The 20086-nt window shown below is 74.1% G+C and carries 14 protein-coding genes; 10 read left to right on the forward strand and 4 right to left on the reverse strand.

Features of this window, described 5'->3' with window-relative positions:
* Positions 1-44 precede the first annotated feature (44 nt).
* Together DDW44_RS28855 and DDW44_RS28860 are read left to right on the forward strand one after the other, a co-directional pair.
* A complete protein-coding gene (locus DDW44_RS28855; protein WP_212766175.1) occupies positions 45-245 on the forward strand; it encodes a gas vesicle protein in 201 nt (66 codons plus the stop codon).
* Entirely contained in the window at positions 242-523 is a 282-nt protein-coding gene (locus tag DDW44_RS28860) for a gas vesicle protein K (protein ID WP_026281753.1), read from the forward strand. Before DDW44_RS28855 ends, DDW44_RS28860 begins: the two co-directional genes overlap by 4 nt.
* Positions 524-595: 72 nt before the next feature.
* Here the strand turns inward: DDW44_RS28860 and DDW44_RS28865 are convergent, their stop codons facing one another.
* A complete protein-coding gene (locus DDW44_RS28865) occupies positions 596-1087 on the reverse strand; it encodes a hypothetical protein (protein ID WP_027734714.1) in 492 nt (163 codons plus the stop codon).
* A 328-nt stretch (positions 1088-1415) separates the two neighbouring features.
* On the opposite strand from DDW44_RS28865, the gene DDW44_RS28870 reads away from it, so the two are divergent.
* Entirely contained in the window at positions 1416-2306 is an 891-nt protein-coding gene (locus DDW44_RS28870) for an SDR family oxidoreductase (RefSeq protein ID WP_026281754.1), read from the forward strand.
* 215 nt (positions 2307-2521) lie between these two features.
* On the opposite strand, the gene DDW44_RS28875 is transcribed toward DDW44_RS28870, so the two are convergent.
* Positions 2522-3925 (reverse strand): extracellular catalytic domain type 1 short-chain-length polyhydroxyalkanoate depolymerase, encoded by a 1404-nt coding sequence (locus DDW44_RS28875; protein WP_108908319.1) that lies wholly within the window; start codon positions 3923-3925, stop codon positions 2522-2524.
* 623 nt (positions 3926-4548) lie between these two features.
* Here DDW44_RS28875 and DDW44_RS28880 point away from each other — a divergent pair.
* Together DDW44_RS28880 and DDW44_RS28885 are read left to right on the forward strand one after the other, a co-directional pair.
* On the forward strand, positions 4549-5019 hold the full coding sequence (locus tag DDW44_RS28880) for a cation:proton antiporter regulatory subunit (protein WP_017948578.1): 471 nt from the start codon (positions 4549-4551) through the stop codon (positions 5017-5019).
* 5 nt (positions 5020-5024) lie between these two features.
* Complete coding sequence (locus tag DDW44_RS28885) at positions 5025-6476, forward strand: cation:proton antiporter (protein WP_108908320.1); 1452 nt, start codon at positions 5025-5027, stop codon at positions 6474-6476.
* A gap of 96 nt (positions 6477-6572) precedes the next feature.
* Here the strand turns inward: DDW44_RS28885 and DDW44_RS28890 are convergent, their stop codons facing one another.
* The gene (locus tag DDW44_RS28890) at positions 6573-7688 is read right to left on the reverse strand and encodes a mechanosensitive ion channel family protein (RefSeq protein WP_017948580.1); all 1116 of its coding nucleotides are present in this window, start codon (positions 7686-7688) and stop codon (positions 6573-6575) included.
* A 737-nt stretch (positions 7689-8425) separates the two neighbouring features.
* Between DDW44_RS28890 and DDW44_RS28895 the strand changes: the two genes are divergently transcribed.
* From DDW44_RS28895 to DDW44_RS28905, 3 genes are all read left to right on the forward strand, one after another.
* Positions 8426-8971 carry a transglycosylase SLT domain-containing protein gene (locus DDW44_RS28895; protein ID WP_017948581.1) on the forward strand — a complete coding sequence of 182 codons (546 nt, stop codon included), beginning with the start codon at positions 8426-8428 and terminating at the stop codon, positions 8969-8971.
* A gap of 480 nt (positions 8972-9451) precedes the next feature.
* Positions 9452-13171, forward strand: a complete 3720-nt coding sequence (locus tag DDW44_RS28900) for a phosphodiester glycosidase family protein (protein ID WP_108908321.1) — start codon at positions 9452-9454, stop codon at positions 13169-13171.
* 698 nt (positions 13172-13869) lie between these two features.
* On the forward strand, positions 13870-14460 hold the full coding sequence (locus DDW44_RS28905; protein ID WP_018890469.1) for a PadR family transcriptional regulator: 591 nt from the start codon (positions 13870-13872) through the stop codon (positions 14458-14460).
* Positions 14461-14723: 263 nt separating this feature from the next.
* Here the strand turns inward: DDW44_RS28905 and DDW44_RS28910 are convergent, their stop codons facing one another.
* Positions 14724-17006 carry an ABC transporter ATP-binding protein gene (locus DDW44_RS28910; RefSeq protein WP_108908322.1) on the reverse strand — a complete coding sequence of 761 codons (2283 nt, stop codon included), beginning with the start codon at positions 17004-17006 and terminating at the stop codon, positions 14724-14726.
* A gap of 138 nt (positions 17007-17144) precedes the next feature.
* Between DDW44_RS28910 and DDW44_RS28915 the strand changes: the two genes are divergently transcribed.
* Positions 17145-18542: a S1 family peptidase gene (locus DDW44_RS28915; protein WP_108908323.1), complete on the forward strand. Its 1398-nt coding sequence runs from the start codon at positions 17145-17147 to the stop codon at positions 18540-18542.
* Positions 18543-18664: 122 nt separating this feature from the next.
* Positions 18665-20065 carry an amidase gene (locus DDW44_RS28920; protein WP_108908324.1) on the forward strand — a complete coding sequence of 467 codons (1401 nt, stop codon included), beginning with the start codon at positions 18665-18667 and terminating at the stop codon, positions 20063-20065.
* The last annotated feature ends 21 nt before the right edge of the window (positions 20066-20086 follow it).

Consider the following 20086-nt stretch of genomic DNA (forward strand, 5'->3'; position numbering starts at 1 on the left):
CGGGGACGGCGACGGCGGAGACCGGCCCGCTCGCGCAACGGCAGCTGGCGCTGGTCGATCTGCTGGACCGGCTGCTTGCGGGCGGCGTGGTGATCAAGGGGGACCTGACCCTGCGGATCGCGGACGTCGACCTGGTACGCGTCGACCTCAACGCGCTGATCTGCTCGGTCGGGCCCGCGGTCGGCTCGCCCTTCGAGGACGGTCGCGGCTCCGGCACGCACGAGCACCCCGGGGGTACGGCATGAGCGGACGGCAGGTGGACCTCGACCCCGACACCGTGGAGCGGGATCTCGCGCAACTGGTGCTCACCGTGGTGGAGTTGCTGCGGCAGTTGATGGAGCGGCAGGCGCTGCGCCGGGTGGAGACCGGCGACCTCACCGAGGAGCAGGAAGAGCGCATCGGACTCACGCTCATGCTCCTCGACGAGCGGATGGACGAGTTGCTCGAGAAGTTCGGGCTGCGGCCGGAGGATCTGAACATCGATCTGGGCCCGCTCGGTCCGCTCCTGCCGCGTGACGGCTGACGGGCCGGGCCCGCGCCGTGGACTGCCCGACACCGACCGGATCGGGAGCCCGTGCGCCGGCGCCCGCACCGTTCAGGATCCCTCCCGGCTGAGAACCGTCTCGGCCGCGGTCAGGTGCAGGTCCTCCACCGTGGCCAGCTGGCTCTCCGCACGGTCCAGCAGCTCGTCCAGCCGTGCCGTGCTGATCCCTTCCGTCAGTCGCGCCACCGGTGTGAGGGCGCGCCACAGCATGTACTTCCCCTGGATGCCCATGCGGAGGGCCTCCAGTTCGAGGATCGTGCTGAGCCCCGCGCGTCGCAGTACCCGCCCGTTGGGTTTGAGCCGGGCGGCCTTCTCCATGGCCCAGCCGGAGTAGATCTTGTACCGGTGGGGCGGGATGCCGAGGATCCCCATCAGCTCCCGCAGCGCCTCGCGGTCTTCGGCGATGTCGTCCGCGAGCCGTCGCAGTTCGCTCGCGCGTGGCGACGAACGGTGGGTGCGGGCGATACGCCGGGCGAGTTCGACCCCGGACGTGGCGCCCGAGAGGTGGTCGTTGAGATAGATGCGGAGGGCGTCTCGGTGCACGGAATCTGCTCCAGGTCGTCTGGGCGCGGCGAGGCGCCGCACGGGTATCGACGGAACTGCCTCTGGGGCCGGACGCCTCGCGGCGAGCGGGCCGCCCGGTTCTCTTGGTCATCTCTTCCGCCGGCGTCCGCGGGCCTCACGCCGGGTACCCACCGTCGCCCGTTCGGCGTCATACCGGGCCGGGACGGCCGTGGGCGGTTTGGCGCCCTGATACCGGGGCAACCGCCGGGTGCCCCGGGAGCGCGACGAGCCGGGCATGCTCCCGCCGGTATGCGTCCGTCCGTGAGGCGACCGGGAAGGGCTCGTACGACTCGAGAGGATGAACGTCATGGCAGCGAGGAATCCCGAGCGGCGCGACCCTGTCACCGCTCACCCGCAGCCGGAATTCCCTGATCAGAAGCAGGCCCATCCCGGATGGACGGGGCCCATGGATCCGCCCCCGGACCACGGCGAGTCGTCCTACGTGGGACACGGCCTGCTTCAGGACCGCGCGTCGGTGGTGACCGGCGGCGATTCGGGCATCGGCAGGGCTGTCGCACTGGCCTACGCGCGCGAGGGTGCCGACGTGCTCTTCACATATCTCCCGGAGGAGGAGGGGGATGCCCGTGAGACGGCCCGGCTCGTGGAGGAGGCGGGCCGCAGGGCGGTGGCGGTGAGCTGCGACATCCGTGAGGAGGCCCAGTGCCGGGCCCTGATCGAACGGGCCGTCGAGGAGTTCGGCCGCATCGACGTCCTGGTCAACAACGCCGCGTATCAGATGTCGCAGCCGGACGGTATCGGCGCGATCTCGACGGAGCAGTTCGACCGGGTGATGCGGACCAACCTCTACGGCATGTTCTGGCTGTCGCAGTCGGCCCTGCCGCACATCCCCCGGGGCGGCAGCATCATCAACACCACCTCCGTGCAGGCGTACAAGCCCAGTCCGCACCTACTGGACTACGCGATGAGCAAGGGCGCGATCGTGACCTTCACCCAAGGGCTGGCCCGGATGGTCGCCGAGGACGGTGTGCGGGTGAACGCCGTCGCGCCGGGGCCGGTGTGGACGCCGCTGATCCCGGCGACGATGCCCGACACCCGGGAATTCGGTGAGCAGTCTCCGCTCGGCAGGCCGGCTCAGCCCGTGGAGATGTCGCCGGCATATGTCTTCCTCGCCTCCGACCGGGCCCGCTTCATCACGGCCGAGATCCTCAACGCCACAGGGGGGACGCCGCTGCCCTGAGACGTCCTCGATGGGACACGACGGCGTTCTCCCGGCACTGGCTGAGGGCAACCGGGCAGCACGGCGCAAGTCGGCTACACCATGCGTGGAGCGGAAAGGCGCGGGCGGTCAGGGGAAGCGAGCGTCACACACCATGGCCGCGTGGGCACCGGTCGCCGGCGGACACGACCGGGTGCCCACTGCCCCGACGGCCGTGCCGCCGGGGCGGATCCGGGTCAGGAGGGGCAGCCGGAGTCGGCGATCACGAAGTAGCCGGGGGAGGTCTCCTCCAGGGTGTGGGTGACGTAGACGTTGTAGAGACCCATGTTCTGCCCGGAGCCGTTGGCGTAGACCGTGCCCTGGATCTGATGGGCACGGCCCGCGGCCACATGGTTGTAGTTGTTGTCGGTGTGGCAGGCGTGAGGCGCGCCGGTCGTCGTGGCCTGCACCGGAGCCGACGGTGCGCCTGCGGCGCCCGCCCCGTCCACGGCCGAGACGGTGTACGTGTAGGTCGTACCGGGGGAGAGGCCGGAGTCGGTGAAGGAGGTCGACGGCGCCGTGCCGGCCACGGCCCCGTCGCGGAGGACCCGGTACGACGCCGCACCCGACACGGCGCCCCACGTCAGGGAGACCGACGAGTCCCCGACTGCGGTGACCGCCGGTGCGGACGGAGCGGGAAGCGTGCCGCCGCCGTCGGGAGCGCCGAGTCCCCAGGTCCGGCCGATCCAGTAGGAGCCGCAGATGTTCGCGTCCAGCACATAGGCGCCGGCGGTCCCGCACTGGGCTTCCCCGCTGCCCGGATCGACGGGCTGACCGTGCCCCATGCCGGTCAGGCTGTACGACTCCACCACGGCCCGGCCGCCGCCGTCCCGGTACACCTTGTGCGGATACCCCTGCACCGTGCCCTCGGCGTCCGCGACCGCGTCGGTCCCGTGCACGTCGGTCCACTGCTCGACGAGCTCGGTCATGTTCCTCGGAGCCACGGTGCCGTCGGCGGTGCCGTGCCACACGGCCATCACCGGATACGGGCCCCGGTAGGACGGGTACGCCGCCCGGACCTTGTCGCCCCACTGCCGTGCGCCGAGGTCGGAACCCGGGCTCATGCAGCCGAACGCCGCGGCGACGGTACGGGCGCAGTCGAAGGGCACACCGGCCACGACCGCAGCCCCGGCGAAGACGTCCGGGTACGAGGCGGCCATGACGGCGGTCATCGCACCACCGGCCGACAGCCCCGTCACATACACCCGGGAGCGGTCCGTGCCGTGGTCGGCGGCCATCCGGTCGACCATCTGCTTCACGGACAGCGCTTCGCCCTGGCCGCGTGAGAAGTCGCCCGACTGGAACCAGTTGAAGCAGGAGTTGGCGTTGTTGGCGGACCGCTGCTGCGGCAGCACGAGCGCGAAGCCCCAAGTGTCGGCCCAGCGCGTCCAGCCCGTCTCGTCGTCGTACGCGGCGGCCGACTGGGTGCAGCCGTGCAGTGCGACCACGAGCGGCCGGTCGGACGGCAGCCCGTCGGGGACGTACCGGAACATCCGCAGACCGCCGGGGTTGGAGCCGAAGCCGGTCACCTCCGTCAGGCTCGCTGCCTGCGCCGGAGCGGGCAGCAGCGCCACGAGGAGGGCGAACAGCGACAGGAGCACACCCCTGGCCGTCCGGGCGAGCGGGCGTGGCGGACGACCCGCGCGCCCGCGGACGGGCCGGGGCCTGACGGTGAGGAAGCCTTTGGGAGGTGGATTCATGGCGCCGCCTTCGTCGTTCGGCTGGACGGGAGCGGCGGCCGCACCTCGGTGACCCGGTACGGGAGCCGGACGCCGTTGCGCAGCCCCCGGGTTGAGCGGAACGTACGACCGGGGAAACGGGCCGGTAATGGCGGCAGGCCCCACCCCCTGCGGTCCCGCGATGTGAGCCCTCACCGTTGCCGCCGCGCCCTGACCCGCGCCGGGAACCGAACCACCCCGTCCACCCGGGTCCGTGCCTAGGCGGTTCCCCGGGGTCCCTCAGACTCAGCGGCGGCTCCTGCGGTCTTCCGGGACTCCTCGGTGGCTTCCGCGGTCCTCCCGGAACTCATCGGCGGCTCCTCGGCGGCTCCTCGGCGGCTCACCGGGCCGCCGCCGCACGTCCCCGCCCTCCGGCACCGTGTTCGAGTCCCGCGGCGAGATGGCAGCATGGCACCTCGCCGCGTGTGCCGGACGGAACGGGCCGGCGCCGCGGTACGCACATCAGTCCGCAAGACCAGAGGGGATGGGCCGTGCCTGCCTCACGGATGAGCACCACGCCGCTGCCCGGCATCGGTGTCCAGTACGACCTCACCACACGTGAACACCGGCATCTGTCGGTGATCGCCCACCGGGACGGCACCAGGACGGTGAACGTCTACCGGGCCGACGACCCCGACGCCTGCGCCCAGTCCCTGCACCTCTCGCCGACGGAGACCGCGTCGCTCATCGACGCGCTGATGCCGGACCACCACAGCCCCACCGTGCTCCACACCACGGACCTCGGACTGGTCGCGGAGCGTATCGAGCTGTCCGCCCACTCGCACTGGAACGGACGGGTACTCGGCGAGATGCGGATGCGGACCGACACCGGCGCGTCCGTGGTGGCCGTGCTGCGCAGGGCGGAGGCGATCCCGTCGCCGGCGCCCGACTTCCGCCTCGCGGGCGGCGACACGCTCATCGTCATCGGTACCCGTGAGGGCGTCGAGGCGGCGGCGGCCCTCCTCGGACGGGAGTGACCCGCGTGCACTCCGCCCTCTTCCTGATCGAGTTCGGTGCGATCATCCTCGGCCTCGGCCTGCTGGGCCGTGTCGCCGGCCGCTTCCGGTTCTCCCCGATCCCGCTCTACCTGCTCGCCGGTCTGGCCTTCGGCGAGGGCGGGCTGCTGCCACTCGGCGCGAGCGAGGAGTTCGTCGCGATCGGCGCCGAGATAGGCGTCATCCTGCTGCTGCTGATGCTGGGCCTGGAGTACACGGCCAGCGATCTGGTGTCCAACCTCAAGACCCAGTACCCGGCCGGGCTGGTCGACTTCGTCCTCAACGCCGTGCCCGGCGCCGTCGCGGCGCTGCTGCTCGGATGGGGGCCGGTGGCGGCGGTGGTCCTGGCCGGCGTCACCTGGATCTCGTCCTCCGGTGTCATCGCCAAGGTCATGGGCGACCTCGGGCGGATCGGCAACCGCGAGACGCCGGTGATCCTGAGCATCCTCGTCCTGGAGGACCTGGCGATGGCGGTCTATCTGCCGATCGTCACGGCCCTGCTGGCGGGGGTGGGCCTCGCCGCGGGCAGCATCACCCTCGCGATCGCCCTCGGTGTGGCCGGAGTGGTGCTCTTCGTGGCGCTGCGCTACGGCAGGGTCATCTCGCGCTTCGTCTCCAGCGACGACCCGGAGAAGCTGCTGCTGGTCGTCCTGGGGCTGACGCTGCTGGTCGCGGGTATCGCCCAGCAACTGCAGGTCTCCGCCGCGGTCGGCGCGTTCCTCGTCGGCATCGCCCTGTCCGGCGAGGTCGCCGAGGGCGCCCACACGCTGCTCAGCCCGCTGCGGGATCTGTTCGCGGCCGTCTTCTTCGTCTTCTTCGGCCTGCACACCGACCCCGCCAGCATCCCGCCGGTCATCCTGCCGGCGTTCGCCCTGGCCGTCGTCACGGCCTGCACCAAGGTCGCGACCGGCTACTGGGCCGCCAGGCGGGCCGGGGTCGGTGTCAGGGGACGCTGGCGCGCGGGCGGCACGCTGGTGGCCCGGGGCGAGTTCTCCATCGTCATCGCCGGCCTGGCCGTCACCGCCGGCATCGAACCGGCACTGGGCCCGCTCGCCACCGCGTACGTCCTCATCCTCGTCGTCGTCGGCCCCCTCACCGCCCGCTACACCGAGCCCCTCGCCGCCCGCCTCAGCCGGCTGACCGGGCCCGGTGAACCGTCGGGGGCGGCTCCGGCGGTACGGCGGACTCCGGAGCCGGTCACCCATGGTCCGGTCACCCATGGTCCGGCCGGCGCATCCGTGACGGCCCGCGACGCGGGGCCGGACCGGGAGGTGCCGCGGGACGCGGCGGAAGCCCGGGAGGCGCTGGCGGCCCACGATGCGGTGGACCGCGACTCGGTGGACCGCGACTTGGTGGTGGATCGTGGTGCGGAGCCGGACCGGGAGGCACTGGCGGATCCCGAGGCACTGCGGGACCGGGACGCCGTGGACCGCGCCTGAGCGACGGGTTGCCCGCGGAACCCTCTTGCCCGCGGAACCCTCCGGTGACCCCTGCCGCCCGCCGGGGTCACCGGAATCCGCGTCCCGCGGTCGGCGTCACACCGGCGGCGTCGGGTTCACCGGCGTGGTCATCGCGTCGGTGGCGAGGCGCGGACCGGGGATCGGCAACTCGGGCTGCGGGATCTCCGTCTGGTGCACGGAGACGATGCGCCGGGGCGCGGGCACACTGATGCCTTCCGACCGGTAGCGCCGGTGCAGCCGCTTGATGAACTCGTGCCGGATCCGGTACTGGTCGCTGAACTCGCCGACGCCGAGGATCACCGTGAACCCGATCCGGGAGTCGCCGAACGTGTGGAAACGGACGAGGGGCTCATGGTCGGGCAGGCCGCCCTCGACATCGGCCATGACGCCCTTCACGACCTCGGTCGTGACCCGCTCGACATGCTCGAGGTCGCTGTCGTACCCGACCCCCACCTGCACGTTGAGTGACATGTGCTGCTCGGGACGGTGGTAGTTGGTCATATTGGTGCCGGACAGCTTCGTGTTGGGGATGATCACGAGGTTGTCCGAGAGCGTACGCACGACGGTGTTGCGCCAGTTGATGTCGACGACGTAGCCCTCCTCGCCGCTGCTGAGCTTGATGTAGTGGCCCGGCTGCACCGTGCGGGAGGCGAGGATGTGCACGCCCGCGAAGAGATTGGCCAGGGTGTCCTGCAGGGCCAGCGCCACCGCCAGACCGCCGACGCCCAGCGCCGTGAGCAATGGCGCTATGGAGACGCCCAGCGTCTCCAGCATCACCAGGAAGCCCATGGCCAGCACGACGACGCGGGTGATGTTCACGAAGATCGTGGCCGAGCCGGCGACGCCCGACCTGGACTGCGCCAGGGCCCTCACCATGCCCGCCACGACCCGCGCGGCGGTGACCGTCGCCGCCAGGATCAGCACCGCGGTCAGGGTCAGGGTCACATTGCGCCCGACCCGGGCCGTCAGCGGAAGCGCCGAGGCGGCCACCGCCGCGCCGCCGGTCAGCGCGGCCCAGGGGACGATCGTCCGCAGCCCGTCGACGATGATGTCGTCGCCGCTCCACTTCGTTCTCCCGGCCCGTACCCCGAGCCATCTCAGGATCACCCGGAGCAGCAGGGCGGCCGCCGTGCCGGCCGCCAGTGCGATACCGGCGACGATCAGGTCGTGCAGGGTGAGGGCACGGGTCACCGCGCACCTCCCGGTACGGGGGAGGGGGTGCGGGCGGTTGTGTCTGCCGCTCCGGACGGGATGTGAAGTGTCGTCACGAGCCACCTGTGCGTGTCGGGGAATGCAGCTGCGCGCCGCGCACGGCCGTTCGGATCCGTCCGGCGCGACGGTTCATCCTGCCGCATCTGTCGGATCGTCATATGACCGGGCCCCGGTGTTTCGCCCCTGCCCTGCGGCGGTTCCATGAGCGCGGGGCCGGGTCCACGACCCGGTTCACGGCTCGGCCTACCCGCATCGCAGCCCCGGTCCGCACCCGGCCCCAGGCCTCGGGCGGCACCTCCGGTGAGCCGGGCGCCGCCCTTCGCCCTGCCGCGACGGTGTGTGACCGGTCCGTGCCGATCCGCCTATACCGCGGCGCCGGTGCGCGACTGTCCGGGCACCCGGGGTGACCATGAGTGCCGGAGGCTCCGGCGCCGTGTGATGCCGGACATAGGAGGTGCGTCACGTCCTATGTCCGATAGTGGTGGTCGGTGGCGGGCGACCTCCGGATAGCGCCCTTCCGCCATGAAATCGGACATTTCTCCGTAGAGCGGTAGTACGTCACATTTTTGCGTTCGGTCGGGGGGACCCTCCACGATGGCTGACGTTCCGGGGAGTGAGTGCCGGGCCGAGCGGGTCGCCATCCCGCGCCGAACGCTCAGCTCTGCCGAACCGCCCTTCGGTTCCTCCCCACGCAGTCCATCATGGGAGTCCCCCGCATGACCGTTCGTACGCAGTCCACCGCCGGCCGCATCGCCCGCCTCCGCAAGCTCTCCGTCGCCGGCATCGCCACCGCGGGTGCCGCGGCAGCGGCCCTCACGCTGGCCCCGTCGCCGGCGCACGCCGTCGAGCAGGGTTCGGCCGGCCTCGCGACCAGTGGGGCTGTGGCGGCCGAGGCTCCGGCGAAGAAGGAGCAGAAGGCGAAGAAGGGGCAGAAGCAGTACAAGGACAACCTCGACGGCTGGATCCGTGAGGCCCTGGACGTGATGAAGTCCGAGGGCATCCCGGGCAGCTACGAGGGTCTGCACCGCAACATCATGCGTGAGTCCGGCGGCAACCCGAACGCGCAGAACAACTGGGACGTCAACGCCCAGAACGGCACCCCGTCCAAGGGCCTGCTGCAGGTCATCAAGCCCACCTTCGACGCCTACCACGTCGACGGCACCGAGCGCGATATGACGGACCCGGTCGCCAACCTCACCGCTGCCGCCAACTACGCCGCCGACCGCTACGGCTCCATCGACAACGTCGACTCCGCCTACTGAGCCGCGGCCGCCGCGGGCTTTCCCGGGGGCGGACCCGGGCCCGATCGCCCGCCGCAGGTTCCCCACGGCTGATCCGCGCCCCTGTCTCCCCGCCACCGCGGCGGATGCGGGGGCGCCCCTGTCGTTCCCGCTCGTTGCCCCTCGGCCCCCTCGTACCCGGTCGGCCCCCTCGTTGCCCCTCGGCCCCCTCGTACCCGGTCGGCCCCCGCGCTGCCTTCGGCCCCCCGATCCCGCTGGGTCGCCGCGCGTTTCCCGTGACGGCCCGCCGCCCCCGGGAACGCCGGGGCGGGGTTCCGGCCACCGGTGAACCACGGCGACCGTCCTGTTCTCCCCGATGGCGTCAACGCCTACTGGCAAGGCGTCACTTGCGCCGCGATGCTGAAGCGTCGTCACGTGCGCACCGGGTGCGCGTGACCACCCGCCTTCACGGGAGTCGCCGTGCCCTCAGCCGGTTTCAGGAGATCCACGACAGTCCTGGCGATGTGCTCGGCCCTGGCACTCGGCGCCGCCGGGCCCGCCGCCGCCGGGTCCGCACCCCCACCCGAACCCCTCCCGCGCACCGCGGCCGAGATGCTGCGGCCGGTCTCCCCACCGGCCGCCCGCCAGGCGGACCGCGAGCACGGGAACCCCGGCCCGGCGGACCTCGGGACCTTCACCATCGCCGACGGCGACGGGCTGGAGACCGCCCGGACCAGCCGCCCGCTCGCCCCCGGCGTCGAACTCGGCTCGTACGACCGGCTGGAGTCGGACACCTGGCTCCGGGTCGACACGATCTCCGTCGACCTCACCCGGGGTACGCGGGTGGACTACCTCCACCCGGGCAAGGTCGCCGCCCGGCAGACGGTGTCCCGGATGGCCGCGGAGCACGACCCCGGACCCGGGCGGCGGACCGTCGCCGCCGTCAACGGGGACTTCTTCGACATCAACCAGACCGGTGCGCCCAGCGGCATCGCCCTGCACGACGGCCGGCTGGTCAACTCGCCCGCCCCCGGCCGCAACCGGGCCGTCGGCGTCGGCCCCGGGGACGCCGGCCGGGTCCTCCAGCTGTACTTCGAGGGCACCCTGACCCTTCCCGCGGGCACCCGCCCTCTCGCCGCCCTCAACGCGGCCGACGTCCCCGCGAACGGCGTCGGCGCGTACAACGCCCAGTGGGGCGAGGCGGACCGGGCCCTCACCGTGGACGGGGCGCGCCGCGCCGCCGAAGTCGCCGTCGCGGACGGCAAGGTGACCGCAGCGGCCGGCCCGCCCGGCAAGGGCCCGGTGCCGCCCGGTGCGACCGTGCTCGTCGGCCGGGACGCGGGCGCGGACGCGCTCACCGCGCTCGCCGTCGGCGACCCGGTCGGCTGGGAGTACCGCCCGCGCGCCGCGACCGGAGAGGTCCCGCGCACCGCGATCGGCGCGGGCGAACTCCTCGTGCTCGACGGCGAACCCGTCGACCACGAGGGCGGCGGCAACAACCCGGCCGCCCCCCGCACCGCGGTCGGCTTCTCCCGTGACGGCGCCGTCATGCGGATCCTCACCGTCGACGGCCGCCAGGCCGACAGCGGCGGCGTGACCCTCACCGAACTCGGCCTGATGATGCGGCGCGAGGGGGCCCACAACGCCGTCAACCTCGACGGCGGCGGTTCCTCCACCCTCGTCGCCCGCGAGCCGGGCAGCGACACGATGCGGGTGGAGAACAGCCCGTCCGACGGCACCGAACGGCCGGTACCCAACGGCCTGGCCCTCACCGCGCCCGACGGCAGCGGCGAGCTCAGGGGCTACCGGGTCGGGACCGCCATGGACCCCGGCGCCGCGCCCACCGCCGACCCGGTCCGGGGCGGTCACCCCGAACGGGTCTTCCCCGGCCTGACCCGCCGCCTCACCGCCGCCGGGTACGACGAGACCTACGGACCCGCCGAGGGGGCGCCACACTGGTACGCGAGGAACCCCCTGGCCGGACGGGCCGGCCCCGACGGGGTGTTCACCGCCCGGCACAGCGGCTCCACGGACGTCATCGCGCGGCGGGGGAGTGCCCGCGGAGTCATCCGGCTGACCGTCCTCGGCGAACTGGACCGCATCCGGCCCTCGGTACGGCGGGTGGGCCTGGCCGACGCGCAGGCGTCCGGGCGCTTCGGCGTCCTCGGCCTCGACGCGCACGGCACCAGCGCCCCCGTGGAACCCTCCGACGTCCGGCTCGACTACGACCGCTCCCTCTTCGACATCGCCCCGGACGCCGAGGGCTTCACCGTCCGGGCGCGCACCGCCGAGCCCGTGGCCGGCCGTGTCACGGCGACCGTGGCGGGCAGGAGCACGGTCGTCGCCGTCACCGTCGGGCTGGCCGCCCACCAGGTCGCCTCCTTCGACGACGCGGGCCGCTGGACCTTCACCGCCGCCCGTGCCTCCGGCTCGGTCGCGCCCACGGCCGACGGCCGTACCGGCACCGGCCTGGACATGGCCTACGACTTCACCCAGTCCACCGCCACCCGCGCCGCCTACGCCCATCCGCCGGCGCAGATCCCCGTCGACGGCCAGCCGCAGTCGTTCGGGCTCTGGGTCAAGGGCGACGGCAACGGCGCCTGGCCGACCCTGCACCTGAAGGACCAGGCGGGCTCCGACCAGCTGCTCCGGGGACCGTATGTGACCTGGACGGGGTGGCGGCACGTCGAGTTCGCGGTGCCCGCCGGCGTCTCGTACCCCCTGCGGGTCCACCGCGTCTACCTCGCCGAGACCGCCGCCACCCGCTCGTACCGGGGCCGGGTCGTCTTCGACGAGCTCACGGCGATGGTCCCGCCCCCGGTGGCGCTGCCCGCCGGGCCGGTCCACCGGGACCCGCTGGTCGGGACCGCCGCGAAGACCGCGAGCCGGGACTGGCGCTTCGCGGTCCTGTCCGACGCGCAGTTCGTGGCCCGCAGCCCCGACAGCCAGGCCGTCGCCCAGGCCCGCCGCACCCTGCGGGAGATCAGAGCGGCCCGGCCCGACTTCGTGGTGGTCAACGGCGACCTGGTCGACGAGGGGTCACCGGCCGACCTGGCGTTCGCCCGCACCGTCCTGGAGGAGGAACTCGGCGGCGGGCCGCCCTGGTACTACGTACCGGGCAACCACGAGGTGATGGGCGGCGGGATCGACGACTTCGTCGCGGAGTTCGGGCCGGCCCGGCGCACGTTCGACCACAAGGGCACCCGGTTCATCACCCTCGACACCTCCAGCCTCGGGCTGCGCGGCGGCGGCCTCGCTCAGATCAGGGAGCTGCGCGCGCAACTGGACGCGGCGGCCGCCGATCCGCGCGTCGGCTCCGTGCTGGTCGTCCAGCACGTGCCGCCCCGCGACCCCACACCGCAGCAGGGCAGCCGGCTCGCGGACCGCAAGGAGGCGGCGCTGCTGGAGGGCTGGCTGTCCGCCTTCCGCCTGTCGACGGGCAAGGGGGCGGCCTTCGTCGGAGCCCATGTCGGCACCTTCCACGCGGAGCGCGTCGACGGTGTCCCGTACCTGGTCAACGGCAACTCGGCGAAGACGCCGTCCACTCCGGCGGACGAGGGCGGATTCACCGGATGGTCGCTGGTCGGCGTCGACCGGGTGTCACCCGCCGAGCAGGCGGTGGCGCGGCACCTGCCGTGGACCGGCGGACCCGACTGGGTGACCGTCCAGGCCCGCGCGCACGTCGACGGGCTCACCCTCGACGCCCCCGCTTCGGTACCGGCCGGGACCGGGGCCCCCGTCACCGCCGTCGTCCGGCAGGGCCAGGGCCCGGGCGCCCGTGAGGTACCCGCCCGCTTCCCGGTGAGCACCGACTGGAGCGGGTCGCCCCACCTGTACGTCGGCGATCCCGCCCGCGCCAGACCATGGCACGTCGCGGCGTACGACCCGTCCACGGGCCGCCTCACCGGACTCCGCCCGGGGACGGCCGTACTCGCGGTGACGGTGAACGGGACGAGGACCGAGTCCCGGGTGACCGTGGCCGCCTCGCCGGCCTCGTACGCCTCGTCGGCTTCGCATGTCCCGCCGGCCTCGTATGCCTCGTCGGCTTCGCATGTCCCGCCGGCCTCGTATGCCTCGTCGGCTTCCTGCGTCTGGTCGGCCGAGTCGGCCTCGCACCCCCTGCGCGCCCCCTGCGCACGCCCGGGCGGCGGCCCGGGTGACGCGACCGCGACGGCTCCCCGGCCGGTGACACCGGCGGGGCTCGCCGGGCGCGGCGTCGAAGGGATCAGCGGGTCGGGATGACGTCCTGCACGGCGTCCCGCCCTGACGGCGGAACCGTCAGGGCGGTTTCGGTGAAGGGGTGTTGGTGCCCGCCCGGCGGGGCGGAGCGCCGGGCGCCTCGCGGCGGGACACCGTCCGAGGGGGTGCCCGGGCGGGACGTGGCGAGGCCCCGCCGGGCGGATGCGGGCGGGGTCTCGCGGCGGTGCGCAAGGGGGGAGGTGCACCGCGTATCCCCGGCGGGCGGTGCCGGGGATCCGCACAGTACGCGCCAACATGGCGGAAAAGGAACCCCCGTGCATCGGTCGGCACAAGGGATGACCGTACGGCTCGTGCGACGGACCCGGGGCGCCGCCCGCACTCCCCGGTGTCCGCCGGGCAGGCGAAGTGCCCGGCGCCCGCGCCTCGTCGACCCGGACGCCCGGACATCCCCGTGGCGCGGTGCGGCGGCATGGTGGCACAGCCCCGCGCCGTCCGGCTTCCGTCCGGCTTCCGCCCGGTCGCCGCCGCGCCGCTCACCGGCCTCTTTCGCCCATGGGGACCGCCGGACGCCGGGCGGTCGCCGCCGCCGTGGCCTCGGGCGCCGCGACGCGAGAGACCCGTGGCGACGGGAGGCTCCGGCACACCGGCCGCCGCTTCGGGTGACGACGTGATCGCTCGCGCCGTTGAGTAGGCTGCGGACGGTCGGGAACGGGAGACGACACGGAGCGGGAGGCGGAGACATGGCGCTGCGCCATGCGGTGCTCGCGGCCCTGCTGGACGGGGAGTCCAGCGGCTACCAGCTCGCCAAGGCCTTCGATCTCGGGGTGGCGAACTTCTGGCACGCGCTGCCGCAGCAGCTCTATCTGGAGCTCGCGAAACTGGAGAAGGCCGGCCTGGTCGAGGGCCGCCAGGTGGTCCAGCAAACCCGTCCGCCGAAGCGGCTGTTCACCATCACGGACGAGGGGCTGCGGGAACTGGCGCGCTTCGCGGAGACCTCGGCGAAACCGTCCTTCATCCGGGACGACCTCATGGTCAAGGTGCAGGCCGCGGACAGTGCGCCCGTGGCACCGGTGGTCGAGCAGCTCGACGAACGGGCCGCGATGGCCACCGCCAAGACCGACATCTTCGAGCGCTTCCTCCGGCGGCTGCGCGGCGACCTCGACGAGGAGACCTTCCTCGCCACGGCGGATCGCGTCGGGCCCTATCTGACCTGTCTGCGGGGTCTGCGCTTCGAGCAGGAGACGGCCGACTGGTGCGCACGGACGGCCGCGGTCCTCCGAGCGCGGCAGCACCGGCCCGCGGAGGGCGGCCCGCGGCGCCGGGACGCCTGACGGGCGTTCCGAGGTTCGTCGGGCCACCGGTCGACGAATCCCAGGGTCGGGCCGCCCTCGTGCCGACCCGCGCCGGGGACGACCCGACCCCGCTTCCGCCGTATCGCCGGACTCGCTGCGGGAGCCGCCGTACCGCCGCGGGAGCCTCCGTGTCGCCGCACCGTCTCGGGAGCCCTCGTACCGCCGCACCGCCGCACCGCCGGACTCGCCGCGGGAGCCTCCGTCCCGCCGAACCGCGTCCGCGAACCACCCCTCGGCGCCTGCTACCCGGCGGGACTCCCCGGCGTGCCGGTACGGGGCGGACGCTGCTCGGGGCCACCGGCCCCGGTCGCCGGTCCGGCCTGGTCCGGCCGCGGCCCGTGCTCCGCCGGCCCCACCTCCGCCCCGGCGGAGCCGAGCGGGCCCGGGGTCCCCGCCCCGTTGCCCCGGGGCGCACGGACCTGCGGCACCGACGGCCGGGGCGCGGGACCCGCGGGCGACGGGTGCCGGATCGCCGGGTCCTCGGGTGCCGGGTCCTGACCGGCCGGGGGCCCGGGCACCGGAGGAGGCCCGGCCGGGACACCGGTCGCGGAGACCTCCGCGGCCGGGCCGCAGGGCCGTTGCGCCCCCTGCGCGTACTGCGCCGCCTGGGTACGGAACATGGACGCGTACCGGCCGTCGGCGGCCATCAGCTCGTCGTGGGTGCCGTGCTCCACCAGCCGCCCCCGGTGGAGCACATGGATGGTGTCGGCGTGGCGCACCCCGGACATCCGGTGGGTCACCAGCACGATCGCGCGCCGCGGGCCGGCCAGCCGCCGGATGCGGTCGAACACGGCGATCTCCGCCTCGGGGTCGAGCGCGGACGTGGGCTCGTCGACGATCAGCAGGCCGTCCGCCCCGCAGCCCTCGGTACGGAAGTGCGTACGGGCCAGGCCGATCTTCTGCCACTCGCCGCCGGAGATCTCGGACGCTCCGCGGAACATCCGGGCCAGCAGCGTCCGCAGCCCGTGCGGAAGCCGCTCCACCAGCGCGCCGCCTCCCGCGAACCGCACCGCGCCCGCCAGGTCCTGCTCCTTTGAGGCGGCCCGTCCGGGGCGGCCGATACGGATGTTCATCCCCGCCGTCATCGGCCAGCGCTCGAAGTCCTGGGTGAGCAGCGCGACCCGGTCGAAGAGCTGGGCGCGGTCGAGGCGGGCCACGTCGACCCCCGCCCAGCGCACGCTGCCGCTGCCGGGCAGCAGCAGCCCGGCGAGAACCTTGATCAGCGTGCTCTTCCCCGAGCCGTTCTCCCCGACGACGGCCGTGACCGAGCCCATCGGAATCGTCAGCGACACCCCGTCCAGGGCCGGTTCCGCGCGGTCGGGATAGCGGTACGTGACGTCCTCCGCGCGGATCTCGTCCACCCGGGCGGGCACGTCGGCTCCGCCCTCGGGAATGGTGTGACGGGCGGCCTCCGCCAGGAAGCGGTCGTGGTCGTGGACGTACAGGGCCTCCTCGTGGAGCTGGTTGACGTTCATCACCAGCGCGCCGAGGTTCGCCGAGCCGGAGCGGACCGCGATCACCGCGGTGCCGGCGACCGCCAGCTCCATGTGCCCCGCCACGATCAGCCACCCCATGAACGCGTACGTCGCCACCATGGCGAGCCCCGACAGGCCCGCCGCCACGAGTTCGGTCAGCGCCTTGTCCGTCGCCAGGCGCTTCTGCTCCCGCTCCGCGCTCTCCGCCATGTCCCGGTAGCGGTCCAGCAGGAAGTCGCCCACCCCGTGCACCCGGACCTCCTGCGCCGCGCTGCGCGAGGTGAGCAGGGAGCCGAGCAGCCGGCCCGCCCGGACGTGCTCCACCCACACCATCACCGACACGTACCGCTCCTGGGCCACCCGCATCGCGCCCCAGCCCCGCGGGGCGGCGATCAGCAGGAGCATCGGCAGCAGCGCGGGATGCAGGACCGTCAGCACACCGCCCGCGGCGACCAGCGAGATGGTCCCGTTCACCGCGGCCACGCTGACGCCGATCATCGCGCGGGCCGAAGCCGCGCCGTACTGGGCGACGTCGATGAGCCGGCGGAACTCCGGGTCCTCGATCGCCTCCATCTCCACCGCCGCTGCCGCCGCCAGGTACTCCGTCGTCGCCAGCCGCTCCACCAGCGGCTCCAGCCGGCCCGCCCGGGACGTGGACCAGCACGCGAGCCCCGCGTTGACGACACCGACCACGCCCACGGCGACCAGTGCCGGCAGCGCCGCGTACAGCCGGTCGGTCGGCGTGCCGCCGCCGAGCAGGGCGTGCATCACCGCGTTCACCGCGAGCAGACCCACGGCCGCGGCGACACCCTGCCCGATCTCACTGACCGCCACGGCGACCAGTGCCGGGCGGTCCGCGCGCCAGGCCCTGCGCAGCGTCCCGCCGACCAGCCGCGGCATCGCCCGCACCGCGCTGAGCATCGACAGCTCCAGCCGTGCCCGCTCGTGCTCCGCCCAGCCCATGTCGTACCGCAGCGGCCCGCCGAACAGCTCCCGCTCGCTCTCGGACACCGCGGCCCCGGCCGCCCTCACCCGTCCGAACACCCTCATGGCGCCCCCTCCCGTGAGGCCATGGATACCCCGGTTGAACGGCGGCGCGCCGGGCCGCGTATAGACGGTGGGGCCAAGGGCGCTTCCTGGGCCCCGCACACCTGGTGACACCGTGTCGATACGACCTTGGGGCCGCGGATGAGGCACGCACGACGGAACCTTCAGCGGATCGCCCGGCTGGCGGCGGTCGGCGGGCTGGTCTGCGGCTCGCTGATGGTCTCCGACGCCATGGCGGGGGAGAACCGGGCGCCGGGGACGGGCACGGCCCCCGCCGCACCGGCCGCCGCACCGGGTGGCGGGGTGGTCGAACGGCTCGGGACGTCCCGGACCGCGGGGAGCTGGATCGGTGACGACGGCCGCCCCGTGGTCGCCGTGACCGACCAGGGGGCCGCGGCCGAGGTGCGCAGGGCCGGCGCGAACCCCAAGGTGGTGAGCCACAGCGCGGACGAACTCCGCTCGGCCACCGAGACCCTGCGTGGCGCCCCGCGGGTGCCGGGCACGGCGTGGGCGGTGAACTACCGCACCAACGAGGTCGTGGTGCGCGCCGACCGCACCGTCTCCGCCTCCGACTGGTCGCGGCTCACCGAACTCGCCGAGGACATCGGCGGCTTCGTCCGGATGGAACGCAGCCAGGGCACCTTCACCACCCGGCTGAACGGTGCCGCACCGATGTTCGGTGGGGCCAGCCGGTGCTCCGCCGGCTTCAACGTCACCGACGGGCAGCAGTCGTTCGTCCTCACGGCCGGCCACTGCGGGCCCGTCGGGACGACCTGGTTCGGCGACCGCGGGCGGAACGACCGGGTCGGCAGCACGGTCGCCGGCAGCTTCCCGGGCGGCGACTACTCCCTGGTGCGCTACGACGAGGGCGCCGCGCCCGACCCGGCCGCCGCCGGCATCGTGGCCATCGGAGAGGACCGGGGGGTACGGATCGTCGGGGCGGCCGACCCCGCGGTAGGCCAGGAGGTGTTCCGCAGCGGCAGCACCACCGGGCTGCGATCCGGGCGGGTGACCGCGCTCAACGCGACCGTCAACTACCCCGAGGGTACCGTCGGCGGGCTGATCGAGACGACCGTCTGCGCCGAGGCCGGGGACAGCGGCGGCCCGCTGTTCGCCCAGGGCATCGCGCTCGGCGTCACCTCGGGCGGCACCGGTGACTGCGACAGCGGCGGCACCACCTACTTCCAGCCGGTCACCAGCGCCATGGCGTCGCTCGGGGTGGCGCTCAGCGGGCAGCCGCCCGCCCCGCCGGGCGGTGCTGACGGACAGCCCGCGGCTCCGGCGGACCCGTCGGCGCCCGCCGCCGGCGGCACGGCGCCGGGGGCGGGTACGGGGGGCGGTGCCGCGCCGCCGTGGGGCGGTACGTCCGGCCCCGGGATCGTCACCGACATCGCCGCCGGGCTCGGGCCGCTCGGTGCGGTCGCCCCCGGCGTCGGCGTCATCGGCGCGAGCCTGGTCCTGCTGGTCGTCAGCCGCTGGATCCAGACGGCCCAGGGCCGCCGGAACTACCGGGAGTACTACTCGCAGACCTGGGCCTGAGGGGGCGGCGGCCCCGGGCCGATCCGGGGCCGGTGGCCGTCAGGCGCCACCGGGTCCGTGTGAGGGGCATCACATGTCGAGGGCGCTTCATCGGTGACGGCGCCGGCGGGTACCGTCCCGCCATGACGGACGATCTTGCGTATGCGGGCGTCGCCGGGCAGGCCGCGGCCGTCCGCTCCGGTGAGGTGTCGGCTCGGGAGCTCACCGGACTGCTGCTCGCCCGCATCGAACGCTACGACGGCACCCTCAACGCCTTCACCGCCGTCATGGCCGAGGAGGCCCTGGCCGAAGCCGCCCGCAGGGACGCCGCCGCCCCAAAGGAGCGGGGCCCGCTGCACGGCGTACCGGTGGCGGTCAAGGAGGAGAACGACGTCGAAGGCCGGGTGACGACCTTCGGCACCGCCGCCAACACCCGCCCCGCGACCGCGGATTCGGAGGTGGTGCGCCGGCTGCGCGACGCGGGCGCGGTCATCGTCGGGAAGACGAACATGCCCGAGTTCGGCCTCTTCCCGTTCACCGAGTCGTCGGCGCACGGGAACACCCGCAACCCCTGGTCCCCGGACCGCTCGCCCGGCGGCTCCAGCGGCGGCTCGGCGGCCGCGGTCGCGGCCGGGCTGGTCCCGGCCGCCATCGGCGGCGACGGCGGCGGCTCCCTCCGCATCCCGGCCGCCTGCTGCGGCCTGTTCGGCCTGAAGCCCACCCGCGGCCGGGTGAGCACCGCGCCGCATCCGCACCTGTGGTGGGGGCTCGGGGCACTCGGTCCGCTGACCCGCTCGGTGCCGGACTGCGCCCTCGTCCACGACGCGATCCGCGGTTCCCTGCCCGGGGACATGTTCCGCGCCGGGACCCCTGCCGGCTCCTTCACGGCGGCCGCGGCCGCCGAACCGCCCCGGCTGCGGATCGGCTGGTCCACCCGGCCCGCCGCGCGGGGCGTGCGGCCCGCGCCGGAGGTCGTCGGGGCCGTGACCCGGACGGCCGCCCTGCTGGCCGAACTCGGCCACCACGTCCGGGAGGTCGACCCCCGCTACCCCGACCCCACCGCCGCGTTCGTGCCGCAGTTCTTCGCCGGACTGCGCACCGAGGCGTTCGCCGTGGACGACTACGCCCGGCTGGAGCGGCGCACCCGGGAGACCGTCCGCCTCGGAGCCTGGGTCCGGCCCGCCGTCACCCGCTGGGCGATGGCCCGGGGGGAGGAGGTGGCCGTCCGGGCGAACCGCGTGTTCGACCGGGTCGACGTGCTGCTCACTCCGACGATCGCCGGCCTCCCGCCCACGGGCGGAAGGCTGGAGGGCACCGGCACGGTGCGAGCGGCCCTGCGGGCCATGCCGATGATCGCGTACTGCGCGCTGTGGAACGTCACCGGCAACCCCGCGGCCTCGGTCCCGGCCGGGTTCACGGCGGGCGGACTGCCCCTCGCCGTACAGCTGGTGGGCCGCCGTGACGACGAGACGACACTGCTGTCCCTGGCCGCCGAGCTGGAGAGGGCCCGCCCCTGGGCCGGCCGCAGACCGCTGCCGGCCTGAGCCGGGGAGCCGCGGCGGGGT

It is taken from the genome of Streptomyces tirandamycinicus, from assembly GCF_003097515.1.
GTDB lineage: Bacteria > Actinomycetota > Actinomycetes > Streptomycetales > Streptomycetaceae > Streptomyces > Streptomyces tirandamycinicus.

What these genes read in the sequence shown, in the direction of transcription:
- DDW44_RS28860 (WP_026281753.1), top strand. Translation starts at nt 242, where the DNA reads ATGAGCGGACGGCAGGTGGACCTCGACCCCGACACCGTGGAGCGGGAT.
- DDW44_RS28870 (WP_026281754.1), top strand. Translation starts at nt 1,416, where the DNA reads ATGGCAGCGAGGAATCCCGAGCGGCGCGACCCTGTCACCGCTCACCCG.
- DDW44_RS28880 (WP_017948578.1), top strand. Translation starts at nt 4,549, where the DNA reads ATGAGCACCACGCCGCTGCCCGGCATCGGTGTCCAGTACGACCTCACC.
- DDW44_RS28895 (WP_017948581.1), top strand. Translation starts at nt 8,426, where the DNA reads ATGACCGTTCGTACGCAGTCCACCGCCGGCCGCATCGCCCGCCTCCGC.
- DDW44_RS28900 (WP_108908321.1), top strand. Translation starts at nt 9,452, where the DNA reads ATGTGCTCGGCCCTGGCACTCGGCGCCGCCGGGCCCGCCGCCGCCGGG.
- DDW44_RS28905 (WP_018890469.1), top strand. Translation starts at nt 13,870, where the DNA reads ATGGCGCTGCGCCATGCGGTGCTCGCGGCCCTGCTGGACGGGGAGTCC.
- DDW44_RS28910 (WP_108908322.1), bottom strand. Translation starts at nt 17,006, where the DNA reads ATGAGGGTGTTCGGACGGGTGAGGGCGGCCGGGGCCGCGGTGTCCGAG.
- DDW44_RS28915 (WP_108908323.1), top strand. Translation starts at nt 17,145, where the DNA reads ATGAGGCACGCACGACGGAACCTTCAGCGGATCGCCCGGCTGGCGGCG.
- DDW44_RS28920 (WP_108908324.1), top strand. Translation starts at nt 18,665, where the DNA reads ATGACGGACGATCTTGCGTATGCGGGCGTCGCCGGGCAGGCCGCGGCC.